Here is a 16,969-nt window from a genome sequence, read left to right as displayed (position 1 = left end):
GACGACTAACAGAGTGGATCAGCGGGCGGTAACACAACACGCCCTTCGCTGAACGCTAAAATTGCGGGGATCAGGTTCTCAAACTGGTCAAATCCATGACTACCACCGGGCTGAACAAATTGCGGCGAGTGAGGATATTTATCCACAGCCTCACGGTAATCCAGTGTTTCATCTGCTGTTTGTGTCAGCAACAGGTAGCGGGAAGGGTCTTTTATCGTTTCACAGTTGATATCCAATAGCTGCTGAAGGTGATCACGCGTCAACAGGTACTTCTCATGGGTATAGAGGTTTTCATTGTCACCTAACCATGACTCCAGCAGCGCATACGGGCGCACCGCCGGATTCACCAATACCGTGCGCAGGTTATCGTATCGCTCGGTCAGATGAGTGCTATAAAAACCACCCAATGAACTACCGATGAGCAGCACGGTGCGGTGTGTATTCGCTGCAATAATTGATTCAAGCTGTGAGATCGCCTGCGCAGGCCAGTGTGAGAGTTCCGGCACTTCATAGTCGGCGTCTACCTGATATTCGCTCAGGTATCGGCCAAACAGCTGCGCTTTTATCGACGCGGGTGAACTGTTAAAACCATGTACATAGATAAACAGAGGTCTCTGCATCAATTGTCCTCAACCCTAGAATACTTGTCTTATCGGCCAGAAGTGTATTTTTTACAGTGCCAAGAACTGAGAGACGTTACCCGACACACTCTCAGGGTGCAACTGAGTCAATCGGGCGAACAGTTTCCGCCGTGATATTACCGTCGGGTTGCAGATGATAAACCCGATATGCCGGGCCTATTAGAGCCGGGTCATCTTCTAACGTCACATCAGAACACCCCGCTTTGTATTGCGGCGCAACGGCGGGAGAAGAAAAGAGCGCTACGCCCTTATGGTTCAGCGTCCATTGTTGATGGACATGTCCAAAAATAATACCGCGAACATGTGTTCTATTTTCCAAGAGGGGCCAGAATTGATCCGCATTCTTCAAGGCAATCGCATCCTGCCAGACGCTCCCCAAGGCAAGAGGGTTGTGATGCAACACCAACAAAAGATGCGTATCTTCCTGCACATCAAGTTCGTTACACAGGCGCTTTAGTTCACTCGAGCTTAAGCTGCCGCTCCCCCGGCCATCGGGCTCCGCCGTAGAATTCAGAAGCACCACCCGCCAACCGCCCAGCTCAACGATATCTCGATTGAGCGCGACAGAACCGTATCGGCTCATCTCTTCGGCACAGTCATGGTTTCCTGGAATCCAAACGGCAGGCAATCCCAATGCGTCCAGATCCCGCGTTAATCGCTGATAGGCTGCAGGCCCTGAGTGATGCACCAGATCTCCCGTCAGCATGAGCAAATCTGCATCAAGATGATGAGCCTGAATGTGTGCCAAAACGCGCTGCCAGCGCTGTTCAATCACAGCACCTTGAAGTTTTTCTGCGGGATCTGCCAGCAGGTGAATATCGGTAACCTGAAGTATTTTTTGCACGAATGAAGCGCCTTACTGAGCTAACCGATAAAGACGGGTTCCATAACATGCCCATGACTCAGGCAATGGGTGAGCCACTCGCCCAGATATTGGTTGAGTTGAACCTTCTCATCGGGCTGATACATCTGTTGATTTGGATAACGGTATACACCCGAAAGCTGGCTACGGCGCAGACACACGACTTCTGCCGTTGTGGCGTCATGGTATAGCCGCACCACCAATACCGGAGCATCCAACCAAGGTGAATCATGATCATGCTGCTGAGATACACGCAGCGTCGTGGTGTAGGTAAAGCGTTCTTCTACTTCCAGACGCAGACGTGCCTGATGTTCAGGCCAGCTCACGTAAAAACAACGCTCGTCAACCTCATCCATATCAGGCATTAACTTCATCAGGCGCATATAGTTGGCTTCACACTGAGCCGTCTGTTTACGCAGGTCTGGTATATATTTACGCTTCATGGAGTTCTCTACGTACCTTCAAGTACGACTGTTCGAATCAACGTTATCTTAACGCAACTGAGAACGGGGGCATACCAGCCACACTTTTCATCAGGAGATATAATCAGTGTGGCATATCGAAAGGATGAACAGTCTGATCAAGCGGCAGGAATAAAACTGACTTCGATAAAAAAGTCACCATATTCGGTATTAAAAGGTAAGACGATGGTGGGGCCACTGGAGGAATGTTCGATACGATGATCTTTCCCGCTGATCATAACCGGTACGGCCATGTCGAACTCAAACCCTTGTTCCGCCAGCAGGGCCTTTGCACCGCCGGTCGCCATATTTGTTAACTCGCCCACCATATCAATCACGGTTTCATCCACACTGGATACCTCTTCACCCAGCATCCGTTTGGTAATAGCGAAGATCACTGGCTCAGAAAATGAAACCGCAAATGAGCCTTTGAGCTGCTCTCCCGCCATACCGATGATGCCCGTCACTACACCTGATGCTGTCGACGTTTTCTTAACGGTTGGCTTACCTGGCTGAGAGTCGATCTGAGCCATCGTGGTCAACACATTCGTCATCGATGTGAGAAAAGGGTTAACAAATTCAGCTTTAATCATAGATCCATCCACCGATTAGGATTTAACACTCGCTTCCGTATGAGTCTCCGGATGACCGGCTGGAAGAACATGCACCAGTATAGGAGATACTTTAAAATTTTATCCACCGGATACTAGATCGAATTCTGCCAACGTTGCTTCAGGTCAGAACGATTCAACTGCAACCACTGTAAAGCGATAATGGACGCAGCATTATCGATCTGCCCATCCTTCACCATGGCAAAAACCTGCTCACACGCTAAGACATGCACCTTGATATCCTCACCCTCTGACTCCAAACCGAATACACCGCCCATGCCCTCACTATCCACTTGCGCGCATAGCAACGAGATATATTCGTTAGCACCTCCAGGACTAACCAGGTAGCGCGTGATAGGTACAATCTCTCCCAGTTCGGCCCCCGCTTCTTCCTGCGCCTCACGCCTGGCAACCGCTTCCTCAGTTTCGCCCTGCTCTACAATGCCTGCTACTAGCTCAAGCAACCAAGGACTGCGTGGATGCTCCAGTGCACCAATACGAAACTGCTCAACCAAAACAACTCTGTCTCTTGGCGCATCATAAAGCAGCACACATACAGCATCGTCACGTTGAAACAACTCTCGAGTCACCTTGACCGTGCCACCCGCAAAACGTGCATGACTTACAACCAGCTTCTCCATCTTGAAGAAACCATCATAGACGCGCTCTTTTGTATGCACTTCTACATCAGAATGATCAAACATCTGGCACCATCCCCACCTCTGAATTGGCACTGCAACTTACTGATACACGTAGAAAATATAACAATTGTGGTATGTCCGACTTCAGTTTGATTATAATCATTAAACATAGGCATATAATTAATTATCATATACTTCACTTAACCACTTTGAATACGCAGAGGCCCCGCCGGATGCGACCGATGGTCGACATATTTCCAATTGCCCACTGGCTGCAGAACTATCAACGCAGCATATTTATCAGCGACCTGATGGCCGGGATTATTGTCGCCATCATGCTGGTACCTCAGGGAATGGCTTATGCGTTTTTGGCAGGACTGCCTCCTCAATACGGCCTTTACGCAAGCATTCTCCCCCTGATGCTTTATGCCTTGCTTGGCAGCAGCCGCTCACTCGCGGTAGGGCCTGTCGCCATCGCCTCACTGATGGTGGGGTCAACGATTGCCCAGTTTGCTGAACAAGGTACCGATGCCTACATCAACGCGGCTGTAAATCTCTCGCTGCTGGTCGGCGTGATCCTGCTCATCCTTCGTGCGCTCAATCTAGGCTCAATTGTTAACTACATGAGTCATTCGGTCATTTCCGGCTTTACCAGTGCCGCGGCTTTACTGATTGCCATCAGTCAGATCAAAAACTTTAGTGGCTTAGATATCCCCCGCAGCGCACCAATCTGGGAATCCTTTGGTTACCTGTTTGATCACCTTACGGCTATCAACCCTGCGACGTTACTTGTCGGCCTGACCTCGGTATTTGTCCTTTGGTTCACCAAAACCAAACTGTGCTGCGGGCTTGAAGCGATGCGGGTTCCTACATGGATCGCGCAGCCTGTCTGTAAAGCAGGTCCGATGTTTGCTGTGCTGGTCGGCAGCATCATTGTATGGGGCGGTGAATTGGATATAACCCATAATGTCACCACGGTGGGAATGATTCCAACCGGACTGCCTGAGCTGTTTACGATTCAACTGGATCTGATGCTTTGGCAGCAGCTGTTTATGCCTGCACTGCTGATTGCATTGATCGGTTTCTTAGAAAGTGTCTCTGTTGGTACGGTACTGGCGAGTAAACGTCGTGAACGGATCGATCCAAGCAAGGAGCTTATTGCACTAGGTATTGCCAATCTTGGTTCGGCTATGTCCGGTACTTACCCCGTAGCAGGAGGTTTTGGCCGGTCCATGGTGAATCATAGCGCAGGAGCGCAGACCACCGTCGCATCGATGATATCTGCATTTCTGGTGTTACTGAGTCTGCTATTTCTGACACCACTTTTCTACTACTTACCCAAAGCGACGCTGGGGGCTGTCATTGTTATGGCCGTCATACCACTGATCGACTTTTCCTCTTTCCGCCAATGCTGGAAATTTAATAAAGCGGATGCGCTGACGTTACTGGCAACCTTTATCTTGGTGCTTATTTTTGGCGTCGAGCTGGGCATCCTCTGTGGGATCGGCATCTCTATCGCGCTGCTACTTTACCGCTCCAGCCAGCCACATATCGCTGTTGTCGGTCGTGTAGGCAGTAGCGAACACTTTCGCAATATAGAACGCCACGATGTCACAACCTATAACAACACCTTGGCACTGCGTATTGATGAAAGCCTGTACTTTGCCAACACCCGCTATGTAGAAGAGTATATACTTAAGCAATGCGCCGGGCATTCTAACCTGCAGCACATCGTATTAATCTGTAATGCAGTCAACTTTATAGATGCCAGTGCACTGGAAACTCTCGAAAACCTAGTACTCAAGTTAAGGGATGAGGGGATTACGTTGCACCTGGCGGAAGTCAAAGGACCGGTCATGGATCAGCTACTGAATACCACCTTTGTTGATCATCTGGGAGAAGGTAAAGTGTTTTTCACTACCGACGAGGCGATGAGAGAACTATCTGAAAACGAAAGATATCCGGTCAATAACAGATCTGCCTGAGCATAACGCTACTTACCAATCAGATTTAATGTGTCTTAAAATCCAAATTACGCTGAATGGTCTCACCTTTACACAACAATGTCGTTATCAATAATTGTGCGTTGTGCAACAAGCTCAATCATGTCATTTGAAAAGATTCCGCCGACAGGATTAGACACGACCAGACTGAACGTCTCATTGTCTTCAGTGACCGCGTCGTCTATAAGCTGTACGGCAATAGCCAGAGAGCTGCTGCCTGCTGCTATCGTTGCTATACCACTTGTGGCAACATAATCCTCGCCTGCCAAAGCCGTTCCATCACGCGTGGCGTAACTCACACTTGCATCCTGACTTTGCACCTGGCCAATCTCAAGTAGATAGTACGCAGTTTCACTTTCTGCTGGGGTTAAACTTACCTCAGATTTAGTCGTAGGAACCGATGTAGCCGTAGAGGCCAAAAGCTCTGACAACAAAAAGTCTCCATCACTAAAGGACAGTTTCTCTATGTTTTCCAAAGTGTCCAGGCCATCCTGTCCCTCTACTGTCACATTTCCAGCAGCAACCTGGGTGAGTACATAACTATCACGCGCGCCCTGATATTTTGCTGTGTCTATGCCAGAGCCACCATCAATACGGTCATCTCCTAAACCTCCGTCAATGATATTGTCAGCACTGTTTCCTGTTATGACGTCATCAAAACGCGTACCTGTCGCATTTTCGATAATAACGCCAAAAGCTATCGCAATATTCTCATTTGCCTGAAGCAGAGGTCCCTTATAAGTCATTTGTCTCTGACCTATATCGCTAAACTCGCCCGCATTTAAATTAAGATTCGCAGCAATATTCTGATTAGATAGATTAATTTCGTCAGCACCACCAGCATCCCAGATCGTCTTTAATTCCGCCTGTGTTGTGAAGGTATATACGTCATCCCCAGCACGGGTGGTGGTATCCACGCCATACATATATTGCGCAGCAAGGATGTCATATAGCATAGGCGTTGTTGGCATGACTTCCCGATAGGTGTAGTAGAAAGCATTCTCTTCAGTAAAAATATATCCCGCACCGGTATACTCGGTATAAGACATGACCGTGTATTTTGTATTATCTAATGTTGGGTTAATTGCAGGAAAGCCACCTTCACTTTCAAAACTGTGTTTTAAACCAAGCGCATGACCAACTTCATGAATTAGAGTTGCATAGCCTGTCGATGAAACACTTAGATCGGTTAACTCAGGATTAATCCAAATATCCCCAGCCTGATCACTGGGCCTAATAATGTCACCTATATATGTTCCAGAACCTGGAAAATATGCATATGCCTGAACATTACCGGTTATTTTCGCTGTATAGGCAACTCGAATATCGCCATATGTCATTGAATCGGGTATTTCAATAAACGTGAGTTTAGACACTTCCTGCCAGGCATTGAGTGCAAATTTAAAGTTTTTCTGTTGTGTTTTATTGAGCCCCAAAAAACCAGAACCTGGTTCTTCAGTATATGACCAATATGCATCACCTTCGGGGAAACTGTAAGTAATATAAACGGGCTCCCCAACAGCCCCCTCCCCCCATTTAGCGCCACTCAAAAGGCTATCGGATCGGCTATCACCAGATTTCTCTATAAACCTATTACCCATAAAAATCTTCCGAATTTAAAAATTAACGATCATTAAATATTTGTAATTTTCTATAGATTACCTAAATAAAAAAAACATATAAAATTCAAAACTACCAACCCTAAAGCACGCAGACAAAAAACTCTACAAAGGCCTATTTAAGAAAAAACCTCACTGCCAAACTTCATTCTCGCACTAAATCCGTCTACCCGCACTGATGTCTCACACACGTGAAGAGCTGCTGTAAATTTTGACTACTAGGACGTAACATGACAGCCTCTATTTTTCTAGATCAGCTCTATACAAAGTTTCTCTTTCGCAATCCCGATACAGAAGGCAAGGCATATTGGGTAAACGAGCTTGATACACATAAAATTACCGCCGCACAAGCAACACTTGCATTTATCAATAGTACAGAATATCAAGGCACTGCTGCTGCCTTAACTAAATTGTACTTCTTAGTGTTCGACCGCATCCCGGATTATGAAGGTTTAACTTATTGGGTCGAAGCGATGCACCGCGGAGAAAGCCTGCAGGATATTGCCCACTCTTTCGTCCAGTCTGATGAGTTCAGTCGTACGTACGCCAATGCGCCAACAGAAACAGCATTTCTGGATACATTGTACCAGCATGCGCTTGGACGTGGATCAGATGATGAAGGCAAAGCTTATTGGTTAGGCAAAATGTCTGAAGGTTTCAGTCAAGCCGATGTAATCAACAGCTTTGCTGCGTCTGCCGAATTTGAGTCTTTGAAAGGGAGCGATGTTCAAACTAGCGCTATTTTTCATGGAATTCTCAATCGAAGTCCCACCACCGTTGAACTCTCCTCTGCAGATAGCAACAAACTATCCTTAATTACGTCACTTTACGGAAGCAATGATTACAATGGAGCCACATTACCGGGCACCAGCCCGGTATCAGGCAAGTTGATTGATGGCTATATCAAAGGTGCCACAGTATTTGCAGATACCAATGGCAACGGCATTCTCGACGAGGGCGAGGCCTCTACAACCACAGACGCTGATGGAGATTTCACTCTGACTGGCACCGGAAATTTGGTCGCATTTGGCGGTACCGATATTTCTACCGGTCTGGCATTTGAAGGCGCGTTAAAGGCACCCGCTGGCTCTAGCGTGATAACTCCGATTACAACAGTTATTGCAGAGATTGTAGAAACAGGTAAGTCAGTAGAAGAAGCTACCAAAGAAGTTGTACAAGCCTTAGACCTACCTCAGGATATAAACCTGCAAACCTTTGATCCCATTGATGAGGCTACCAAAACAGCGGCCGATAGCAGTACGGTTGGCAAAGCACTTCTGTTGCAAAAAGCAAACATACAAGTCGCCAATATGCTCGTACAGTCAGCAGCGGTAGTCACTGGCGCCACTCAAGGTGAAGTCAGTACGAAGGATGCGATGAAAGCGACTATCCAAGCACTTGCCGAAAAGATCAGTATCTCTGCCGATAACGCAGAAAAAGTTGATCTGACCGACTCAGCACTGGTAGAAGAAACCGTCAACAAGGCGTCCGATAACGCCCTTAAATTGATGACGGACGAAGCGAAAAAAAGCAATATTAAAAACACCGTTAAGGGCCTCGCAGATGAAGCAGCCAAAGTACTTTCTTCTGCCAATCTCCAGATTCAGGACGCCCTGGAAAAAGCCGATACCCGTGATACAACTCAAATTACCAACGCCCTAAAAGACTCCGCCAAGGTTCAAACCGTTGCACAAGGGGATGCAACCACCGCAATCCGTGATGGTGCCAAAAAAGGCGATCTAAAAGCAGCACAGGACAACTTTACCGGACAAAACCTAACCCAAGCAGCTGACAAAGTTGAAATAAGTGACGAGGCCTTTGCCGGTAACAATCCTCCCCCAGTACCCAAATCAGATCCAACGCCAACGCCAACGCCAACGCCAACGCCAACGCCAACGCCAACCGATTCTGGCGGTGGCCCTACCCCAACGCCAGAGACAATTACCTATCGTACAAACATTGATGGCTGGGGCAGGGTCAAAGGCACAAGTTCCGATGATATTTTAGAAGCGACTGCAGACAAGGGCTTTGCCCAATCGGGTGATTACGGTGTTAATTTTGTCGGTAGAGGTGGCAACGATACCTTAATCGGCAACAGTGACCTTTTTAATCGAGCATATTATCAGGAAGAGGTTGCGCCAAATGGCGAGCTTGCCGCGGTTGAACAGGATGATGACTCTCTCTTGATCACCGACGGAAAAGACGAACTCTATCGAATTAACGTAGCACAGGACGACATCGGTTTTTATCTTGCAAGTATCACCGACCTGAAAACAGATACCGTTAACCTAGGTACCGATCAGCTTCAAGACATTGACTCAATCGAAATCATTTCACCGGATAATAAACGCTGGATTGAAGTCACTATCAGCGAAGCAGGCGAATTCGAAGTCTTCGGAAGCGACTTTATCACCTATGAACGCTGGAACAACGGCGGCATTATCGAGGGTACATTCAAAGACGATATCCTTTCCGTGCAAGGTGATACCGACAAAAGCATTGTACCTTATGCTGTCGATTCAGAAATACTCATGTCCGGTAATGAGGGCAACGATATCTTGATTGGTAACCCAGAAAGTCCGGACCGCGCTGCCTATAATCTTAAGGCCGAGGAAGTTACTGGTCATCTCAATTATCGCCAAAACGGTGATAGCATCGCAATTATCGACAGCGCAGACACCCTGCTTTACACCATTACGTTATCTCGCGATCCTAACACTGAGGAAGTCAGTGGCACGGTAACAGACGAGCTTACCACGCTGCGTGATGAAGGCACCGATAACCTTAGCCATATCAACTCTGTTCATATCAATATTGAAGATGGAAACAGTAGGAACTGGCTACTCGTCAATTTGACAGACAGTGGAAACTATCAAGTCCAAGGTTCACACATCGTCAGCTATAGACCGGATGTCAACTATATTGGCGGTACTTACTCCGACGATGAGCTTAATATTAATAGCCAGCTGGCCATTGACGCAGGCTTTGATCCAACGGATACATCCACCTACGTCCGTATTGCGGGGCGAGAAGGGAACGATCAGATCATTGGTGCAGCAGGCACCGATTCTGCGGGATACGATCTGAAAGCGGACGAGATCAACGGTAAGTTAGTGGCTGAAATATTGGATAACGGCAGCATCAGCGTCAAAGATGACAATGGTGAACTTTATTCCGTAACACTCAACCCTGATGGCACCGGACGTGTCACAGATCGCCGTACCGATATATTTGACGAAGGAACAGATACCCTGCAAAACATCGAGCGAGTATCGATAAACTCAGGTAGCGACGGTCAATACCTTCAAGTTGAGCGCGGTGAGAACGGACACCTACGTTTAGAAGGTACCCATATGGTGAGCTACCGCTCCGATAACTACGGTGGTGGACATATACGAGGCACCACAGGGAACGATACTCCACTCTCAGCACCTGACGCCTACGGCTTTACTCCTTCGGACAGCAACACTTGGATTCGTTTGGAAGGCCAAGAAGGAGATGATCAAATCGTGGGCAATAATAGCCAGGATACTGCTGTCTATAGCGTGCAGCTTGGGGAGCAGAGTGGTTTACTTTCCGCATCCATTGACTCAGAAAATTCTGAGCGGGTTATTGTGAGCAATGACACTGGCCCACTTTATCATGTCACGTTAGGTTCAAATGGCAGCGGTACGGTCACAGATCTAAATACAAGTGCATTTGATGAAGGTACTGATTCGCTTTCAAACATTGAAAGGGTCTCTATCGGTACACTAGATGGCCAATGGCTAGCTATTGCTCGCAGCGATAGTGGTGCCTATACATTCAGCGGCTCTCATATCATTAGCTATAACCCTGAACACAACAATATCGTAGGCACTTCTGCTGCTGAAAGTCTAAATATCAGCAGCCAAGAAGCGATTGCTGTAGGATTTGATCCTAATGATACAAGTAAATCTACCTACTTCTTTGGGGAAGGAGGTGATGATCACCTTATTGGTGGCTCAGGCGACGATACAGCCGCTTATTACATTGCACGCGGTGAACTGGATGGCCACCTGACAGCCCATATCAACGAAGACGGCAGCATTAGTGTCGTAGATGGCGCAGGCGAACTTTACCAGGTAACCCTCACCTCTGATGGTAGCGGCCAGGTCACTGATGTCCGCACTGAGCTATCAGATGACGGGAGCGATACCCTAACTAACATTGAGCGTATACAGTTTAATGACCAAACCCCACTAACGTCGGAATACCTCTCCATTCAACTCAGCAATAGTGGCAACTTCATTTTCTATGGCTCAGGAGTTGTGACATATGATTCTGACAACGGCTTTATCGGCGGAACATCTGCTGCAGAAGAAATCTCCGTCAGTCATACTGATGCGGTTATCGCAGGATTTGATGCAACGGACTCCACATCCAGTGTGATCCTAAGAGGACGCGGTGGAGACGATCAGATTATTGGCGGCTCGGGCTTAGATACTGCGGGTTATTTTCTGTTTCATGATGAAGTCAGCGGCCCACTATCAGCCTCGGTACAAGACAATAGCGTTGTCGTAACAGATAACAGCGGTACATTGTATACGGTAACCCTCAGTGCAGACGGGTCGGGTAGTGTAATAGACAATCGAACTGATCTTCAAGACGATGGCACCGATTCATTGGAAAAGATAGAATCGGTTCATATTACGGTTGGTATCTCCAATCAGCAAAACGTGGATATCAAACTAGACGATACTGGCACTTATCATTTAAGCGGTACAAATTTCGTCGAATATCTGCCCGATGGCAACACTGGAGGCGATATTCGTGGCTCGGTCAACGACGATATACTAAGTGCAATTGGCGTTGAAGGCTTTACTCTCAGTAACTCCACACTGGTAGAATTAGAGGGCAAACAAGGGAATGACTCTCTCGTAGGCGGCGCAGGTATCTCAACAGCGATCTATCATGCTCAGTACAATGAGGTAAGCTCACTGGCTTATAGAGATGATGACCACTCAATCACGATCTACGACGATGGAGGAGCTGATCTGTATCGAGTTTTCTTGGATGCGGGCGGTAACGGCACAGTCACTGACCTGTTAACCAACAGCTATAATGAAGGCACTGACAGCTTAACCAACATTGATCGGGTCTCATTCCACGCACACCAGAGTGGTGTTGATCAAGCAATCACTATCAACGTAACTAATAGTGGCTTGGATATGGTTCAACTCATCGGTAGCAACGAAACTACCGAAAACGGTATCATCACCTTTGGCGTATAAGTCATTTTAGAAACACACATATTCTGCACCGGCTTTCTGCCAGTGCAGAATATGTGTTCTCAGCCACTAATAATCAAGACAGAATATCATTATCCAAAATAGTATGCGTGGCAATAAGTTCTATATTCATATCATTACCTTCAGATACAAAGTTATTTACAACCACGCTAAATGTTTCATTTTCTTCTTTAATAACATCCCCCAGTATTTGTATGGGGATAGTAAGAGATGTTTCGCCTGCTTTTAGGACTTTATCCCCTTCGGCAAACTGATAGTCTTCTCCCGCTATCGCCGTGCCGTTCTGGGTCCGGTAATGGAAGCTAATATCAGCACTCGATGCCGCAGCAAGCTCAAGAAGAAAGTAGTTTGTTACTTCACCTGTGAACGGCTCATTGATCGACGTTAGAACTTCGCCTGAGTTCGTTGGCTCCGAGTAAACCGGATTACCCTGTGTAATCGACTCAATCCACGGGATATAGGGATGCACCGCAGTGGCAAACCCAACTTCACCGGCGCTAAAGTCGACCGAACTGTTCACATCATATCGATCATCACGGTAGGCGTAGCTGGAGATACCCACAACCTTTCCATCCAGTAACAAAGGCCCTCCAGAGTCGCCCGCCCTTGCCTGCCCTTCACTTGTCGTTACCCTGGCGCTACCCATGTTGATCAAGCCACCCAGCGTATTCTGACTTTCAGTTCCATTATCATGGTCGTAAACAAGCTGCGTACCGGAAACGACATTACGATTGAAGGTCGCGTTCAATTGAGAGCCGTCGGCATCGATGGTATTGGTGCCAGTATGAAAACCACTGTCTCCGCCAAAACCCGCAAACGTAATCTCTTCTCCAATCACGTTGCTTTGTGTCCACAACTGAACCCCATCCACAGAAACAACGGGGGATGCCAGCTCAATAACCGCAATATCATGATTGAAGTCCGAGCTATTTTTGTCCCAACCATGATGGATATTGATCTTCTTGGCGGATGGCAGGGATACATTTCCTGATGAGATAGATAGGGATTGTGCAGCTGGGTTTTGATTAAAAAGATGGGCCGCCGTTAGTATATGCGTACCGCCCGGAAGTAAAACCCCAGACCCCCTAATAATAGATGAGCCACTAACATACTCAATCGCAACAACGGCGTTTAAAATAGACTGATCCACCTACATCTCCTAGATAGATTAAACCTGCGATATAAAGATAAACCTAACCAATCAAATAACCCGCTATTCACCTCACTGCATCTAACATGGCTACTTCATTGGTCAGCCCGAGTGAACTGCCTTAAAGTCTGTATTTCTTCCATCCAGATCGTCTCATCGATGGTTTCCAGAGTTAACGGGATACCGCGAAAGCGGTCATCCTGCATGATAAAACGAAACACATCCCAGCCGATTTCTCCCTGACCTAAACTATGGTGACGATCCAACCTTGATGCCAATGCCCCTTTAGAGTCATTTAAATGCATGCCACACAAATGCTCGAAGCCAACAGTTTCATCAAACGCAGTGAACACCTGCTCACTACTCTGAAATGTCCGCAGGTCATATCCGGCAGCAAATGTATGACAGGTATCAAGACACACGCCTACTCGGCTTTGGTCCTCGACCTGATCAATGATCTCAGCCAACTGCTCGAAAGTATGTCCAAGGTTACTGCCCTGACCTGCCGTATTTTCAATGACAGCAGTGACACCCTGCGTTTGATCCAACGCCCAATTCAGAGACTGTGCGATTGTCGCCAGACATTCGGTTTCTGAGGTCTTCCTTAGATGGCTACCCGGATGAAAGTTCAAATATTTGAGACCTAACTGCTCACAGCGCTTCAACTCATCAAGAAAGGCATGACGGGATTTATCCAACGCTTCTTTCTCCGGATGACCGAGATTGATCAGGTAGGAATCGTGCGGCAAAATTTGCTCTGGCGTAAAACCTAAGCGATCGCAGTTTTCCTTGAAAGACGTGATGTTCTTGGTGGTCAGCGGTTTTGCTTCCCATCGGCGCTGGTTCTTAGTAAAAAGCGCAAAAGCACTTGCGCCAAGTTTGGCTGCATTCAGTGGCGCATTTTCAACGCCACCGGCGGCACTTACGTGCGCACCGATGTAGTATGGTTTGCTCATAGTTACAGCTTGCAAGCACCGCCCAGACAGTCATCAAAATCCATGCTTTCCAGTTCCTGACGTTCAGCATGTGCTTTTTTAACTTGAGCTAACAGTTCACCCTCATCTCCCGCTGTGTCTTCAACACCCGCACGCGCAAATACTGCCAACAGGATTTCCAGTTCATTCAGGGCCAGATCTTTCATTTACAGTTTTTCTTCCTAGGTGGTTTAAACGGGCAGCAGTTGGTCAACAATCAGTTGTACACTGCGCTGCCCTCGAAATTCATTAATATCCAGGCGATATACAACACGCACCCTCGCCACGCTGTCATTTGGCCAAAGCTCCAGATCAGCATTGAACTTGATCGCGTCAACCGCCAGACCGGATGCGGGATCCATTAAGACCATTTTCAGATGCTTTTGCCCGACCAAGCGCTGTTGCAACAATGCAAACTCACCATCAAACAGCGGCTCAGGAAATTGGTGCCCCCAAGGCCCGGCTTCCCGCAGCATCTCTGCCATCTCGATTGAGATCTCCGCGGCAAGCAAACTACCATCGGTCAACACGGTTTCTTGCAGATCAGCCTCGGACAACTGACGCCGAACTTCCCGATCAAATGCCTCGGAAAACTGTTGATAATCGGTGGCTTTTAATGTCATACCGGCGGCCATCGCATGGCCGCCAAACTTACTTAACAAGCCGGGATTTTCAGCTGCAATAGCATCTAATCCATCGCGGACATGGAAGCCACTAATAGACCGGGCAGAGCCTTTTATTTCACCTTCATCGCCGGGCGCAAACGCGATAACCGGCCGATGCATGCGCTCTTTAATACGTGATGCAAGAATACCAATAACACCCTGATGCCAGCTATCATCATACAGACAGACTCCGTAAGGAAACGCCTCAGACTCAATCTTGAGATCATCCAATAACGTAACCGCGTGCTGCTGCATTTCATCTTCAATGCCACGTCGATCTCTGTTGAGTTGATCTAGTGTAGCTGCAAGTTTGCGCGCTTGCTCAGCATCATCGGTGATCAGACATTCAATGCCAATTGAGATATCTTCAAGACGCCCAGCAGCATTCAACCGGGGTGCAATCGCAAACCCCAGACCAGACGCCACGAGTTTATGACGCTGCCGGCCTGCCACATCCAGCAGAGCCAATATCCCTGGACGCGCATACCCTGCACGAATTCGCTGCAATCCCTGATGCACCAGAATGCGATTGTTCTGCTCCAATGGCACAACATCCGCTACGGTGCCTAACGCTACAAGATCCAACAGATCGGCCAGGTTAGGCGCCTGAATCTGCTGCTCAGCGAACCAATTAATCTGCTGCAACGCTCGGCGTAGCGCGATCATCACGTAAAAAATAACACCGACGCCGCAGGTAGATTTAGCAGGAAAACCACAGGCAGGCTGATTAGGGTTCACGATGGCACAGGCCTCGGGTAACTCCGAGCCCGGAAGATGATGATCGGTCACCAGCACATCAATGCCATATTCAGCCGCACGCTTAACACCGGATAAACTTGAAATGCCGTTATCCACGGTGATCAGGAGCTGCGGCTGACGCTCGCGTGCAACATCTACGATCTCTGCACTGAGTCCGTAACCGTAATCAAAGCGATTCGGTACCAAGTAATCAACCGAGTCGAAACCCATGCGCCGCAAGGCCAACAACGCGACCGCAGTGCTGGTCGCCCCATCACAGTCAAAATCACCGACGATCAGTACTTTTTCCTGCAGTTGAATCGCCTTCACCAGACGCGCGACCGCATCCTCAATACCTTTTAAGCCCCCATCGGGTAAAAGCGCTTTCAGGTTACGCCCCAGATCATCCAGGTCATGCACGCCACGCGTCGCGTAAATTCGCGCCAACACCGCATTGACCTGATTAAACACTGGCAGATCTTGGGGCGGTTCCGGACGACGGCAAATATTAAGCTCTTTCATCGTTCAGGCTTCCTATCAGGCAACAGTTGGTCGGTTTTGTCGGTCAGGTAGTACGCAATGATTCCGATCCACTCACGTACAGCCGTCGTCAAATCACGCATATTGCGCCAGAACTGCACGGAGAGACGATCTCCGCTGATACGATAATCCACAGCATAAGGCACCACATCCCAACCCTGCTTACGGAAAACAGCAACGGAACGTGGCATATGAAAAGCAGAGGTCACTAACAACCACTGGCCCGCACTTGGATCGACCTTATCGGCGCTATAAATTGCATTCTCAAAGGTATTACGCGACTCGCGCTCCACGATCAGGCGCGATCCTAAGCCAAGTGACTCCAGCCATTGCTCAACAACATCGGCCCCCCGGTAAGTCTGATCGATAATTGAACTGCTACCACCGGTGATAACAACAGGAACATCCGGGTATCGCTGCATCAGTTCGGGAATCACCATCACCCGCTCAGCCGCTGAGTTCATATGGGGCTGCCGATGAACAGCAGATAGCGTGGCCTCTTCTGCGCCACCGAGCACGATCACCCCCGCCACCTGATCCGGTGGTTCTACGTGCGCAAAATAATTTTCCAGAGGTGATAGTAAGAAGTTACCCACAGGATAGATCGCGGCGAATAGCAGAAATCCCATAGAGAACGTACTTAACCACAGCCCACAGCGACGCCCTGCCCAGGCCAGCAACAAGCCCAACAGTACCAACAGCAAAAGAAAGTGATCCGGACTGGCTAAAGCCCAGAATATCTTGGAAAGGTAAAAAAACAGATCCTGCATAGACAAAAAAGGCCCGACAAATGC

Annotated in this window: 13 protein-coding genes; 2 read left to right on the top strand and 11 right to left on the bottom strand. The window is 48.1% G+C overall.

What is annotated here, in order from left to right; genetic code table 11:
* Nucleotides 1-5: 5 nt before the first annotated feature.
* From IOQ59_RS01785 to IOQ59_RS01765, 5 genes are all read right to left on the bottom strand, one after another.
* Complete coding sequence (locus IOQ59_RS01785; protein ID WP_193951532.1) at nucleotides 6-620, bottom strand: YqiA/YcfP family alpha/beta fold hydrolase; 615 nt, start codon at nucleotides 618-620, stop codon at nucleotides 6-8.
* Nucleotides 621-711: 91 nt separating this feature from the next.
* Nucleotides 712-1,485: a metallophosphoesterase gene (locus IOQ59_RS01780; RefSeq protein ID WP_193951531.1), complete on the bottom strand. Its 774-nt coding sequence runs from the start codon at nucleotides 1,483-1,485 to the stop codon at nucleotides 712-714.
* 20 nt (nucleotides 1,486-1,505) lie between these two features.
* Nucleotides 1,506-1,946, bottom strand: a complete 441-nt coding sequence (locus tag IOQ59_RS01775) for a DUF1249 domain-containing protein (protein ID WP_193951530.1) — start codon at nucleotides 1,944-1,946, stop codon at nucleotides 1,506-1,508.
* A 137-nt stretch (nucleotides 1,947-2,083) separates the two neighbouring features.
* Complete coding sequence (locus IOQ59_RS01770; RefSeq protein WP_228050596.1) at nucleotides 2,084-2,557, bottom strand: chemotaxis protein CheX; 474 nt, start codon at nucleotides 2,555-2,557, stop codon at nucleotides 2,084-2,086.
* Nucleotides 2,558-2,670: 113 nt separating this feature from the next.
* Nucleotides 2,671-3,279 carry an NUDIX domain-containing protein gene (locus tag IOQ59_RS01765; RefSeq protein WP_193951529.1) on the bottom strand — a complete coding sequence of 203 codons (609 nt, stop codon included), beginning with the start codon at nucleotides 3,277-3,279 and terminating at the stop codon, nucleotides 2,671-2,673.
* Between the two features lie 179 nt (nucleotides 3,280-3,458).
* Between IOQ59_RS01765 and IOQ59_RS01760 the strand changes: the two genes are divergently transcribed.
* Complete coding sequence (locus tag IOQ59_RS01760) at nucleotides 3,459-5,201, top strand: SulP family inorganic anion transporter (RefSeq protein WP_228050595.1); 1,743 nt, start codon at nucleotides 3,459-3,461, stop codon at nucleotides 5,199-5,201.
* A 68-nt stretch (nucleotides 5,202-5,269) separates the two neighbouring features.
* Here the strand turns inward: IOQ59_RS01760 and IOQ59_RS01755 are convergent, their stop codons facing one another.
* Complete coding sequence (locus tag IOQ59_RS01755) at nucleotides 5,270-6,820, bottom strand: M10 family metallopeptidase C-terminal domain-containing protein (RefSeq protein ID WP_193951527.1); 1,551 nt, start codon at nucleotides 6,818-6,820, stop codon at nucleotides 5,270-5,272.
* Between the two features lie 248 nt (nucleotides 6,821-7,068).
* On the opposite strand from IOQ59_RS01755, the gene IOQ59_RS01750 reads away from it, so the two are divergent.
* Entirely contained in the window at nucleotides 7,069-12,090 is a 5,022-nt protein-coding gene (locus IOQ59_RS01750) for a DUF4214 domain-containing protein (RefSeq protein ID WP_193951526.1), read from the top strand.
* Nucleotides 12,091-12,163: 73 nt separating this feature from the next.
* Here the strand turns inward: IOQ59_RS01750 and IOQ59_RS01745 are convergent, their stop codons facing one another.
* From IOQ59_RS01745 to IOQ59_RS01725, 5 genes are all read right to left on the bottom strand, one after another.
* Entirely contained in the window at nucleotides 12,164-13,258 is a 1,095-nt protein-coding gene (locus IOQ59_RS01745; RefSeq protein ID WP_193951525.1) for a trypsin-like serine protease, read from the bottom strand.
* 95 nt (nucleotides 13,259-13,353) lie between these two features.
* On the bottom strand, nucleotides 13,354-14,214 hold the full coding sequence (gene nfo / locus IOQ59_RS01740) for a deoxyribonuclease IV (RefSeq protein ID WP_193951524.1): 861 nt from the start codon (nucleotides 14,212-14,214) through the stop codon (nucleotides 13,354-13,356).
* Between the two features lie 2 nt (nucleotides 14,215-14,216).
* The gene (locus IOQ59_RS01735; RefSeq protein ID WP_193951523.1) at nucleotides 14,217-14,399 is read right to left on the bottom strand and encodes a hypothetical protein; all 183 of its coding nucleotides are present in this window, start codon (nucleotides 14,397-14,399) and stop codon (nucleotides 14,217-14,219) included.
* A 24-nt stretch (nucleotides 14,400-14,423) separates the two neighbouring features.
* Nucleotides 14,424-16,157, bottom strand: a complete 1,734-nt coding sequence (recJ, locus tag IOQ59_RS01730) for a single-stranded-DNA-specific exonuclease RecJ (protein WP_193951522.1) — start codon at nucleotides 16,155-16,157, stop codon at nucleotides 14,424-14,426.
* Nucleotides 16,154-16,945 (bottom strand): YdcF family protein, encoded by a 792-nt coding sequence (locus IOQ59_RS01725; protein ID WP_193951521.1) that lies wholly within the window; start codon nucleotides 16,943-16,945, stop codon nucleotides 16,154-16,156. The genes recJ and IOQ59_RS01725 overlap by 4 nt, the downstream gene beginning before the upstream one ends.
* Nucleotides 16,946-16,969: the final 24 nt, after the last annotated feature.

The sequence above is a fragment of the Pontibacterium sinense genome (genome assembly GCF_015209595.1).
Classification (GTDB): domain Bacteria; phylum Pseudomonadota; class Gammaproteobacteria; order Pseudomonadales; family Balneatricaceae; genus Pontibacterium; species Pontibacterium sinense.
Note: the sequence above shows the minus strand (reverse complement) of the source record. Positions and strands in the feature narration are given on the sequence as shown.

Bases quoted from the DNA above. Each gene is read 5' to 3' on its own strand.
- IOQ59_RS01735 (WP_193951523.1), bottom strand. From the start codon at position 14,399: ATGAAAGATCTGGCCCTGAATGAACTGGAAATCCTGTTGGCAGTATTT.
- IOQ59_RS01760 (WP_228050595.1), top strand. From the start codon at position 3,459: ATGGTCGACATATTTCCAATTGCCCACTGGCTGCAGAACTATCAACGC.
- recJ (WP_193951522.1), bottom strand. From the start codon at position 16,157: ATGAAAGAGCTTAATATTTGCCGTCGTCCGGAACCGCCCCAAGATCTG.
- nfo (WP_193951524.1), bottom strand. From the start codon at position 14,214: ATGAGCAAACCATACTACATCGGTGCGCACGTAAGTGCCGCCGGTGGC.
- IOQ59_RS01750 (WP_193951526.1), top strand. From the start codon at position 7,069: ATGACAGCCTCTATTTTTCTAGATCAGCTCTATACAAAGTTTCTCTTT.
- IOQ59_RS01755 (WP_193951527.1), bottom strand. From the start codon at position 6,820: ATGGGTAATAGGTTTATAGAGAAATCTGGTGATAGCCGATCCGATAGC.
- IOQ59_RS01725 (WP_193951521.1), bottom strand. From the start codon at position 16,945: ATGCAGGATCTGTTTTTTTACCTTTCCAAGATATTCTGGGCTTTAGCC.
- IOQ59_RS01765 (WP_193951529.1), bottom strand. From the start codon at position 3,279: ATGTTTGATCATTCTGATGTAGAAGTGCATACAAAAGAGCGCGTCTAT.
- IOQ59_RS01785 (WP_193951532.1), bottom strand. From the start codon at position 620: ATGCAGAGACCTCTGTTTATCTATGTACATGGTTTTAACAGTTCACCC.
- IOQ59_RS01775 (WP_193951530.1), bottom strand. From the start codon at position 1,946: ATGAAGCGTAAATATATACCAGACCTGCGTAAACAGACGGCTCAGTGT.
- IOQ59_RS01770 (WP_228050596.1), bottom strand. From the start codon at position 2,557: ATGATTAAAGCTGAATTTGTTAACCCTTTTCTCACATCGATGACGAAT.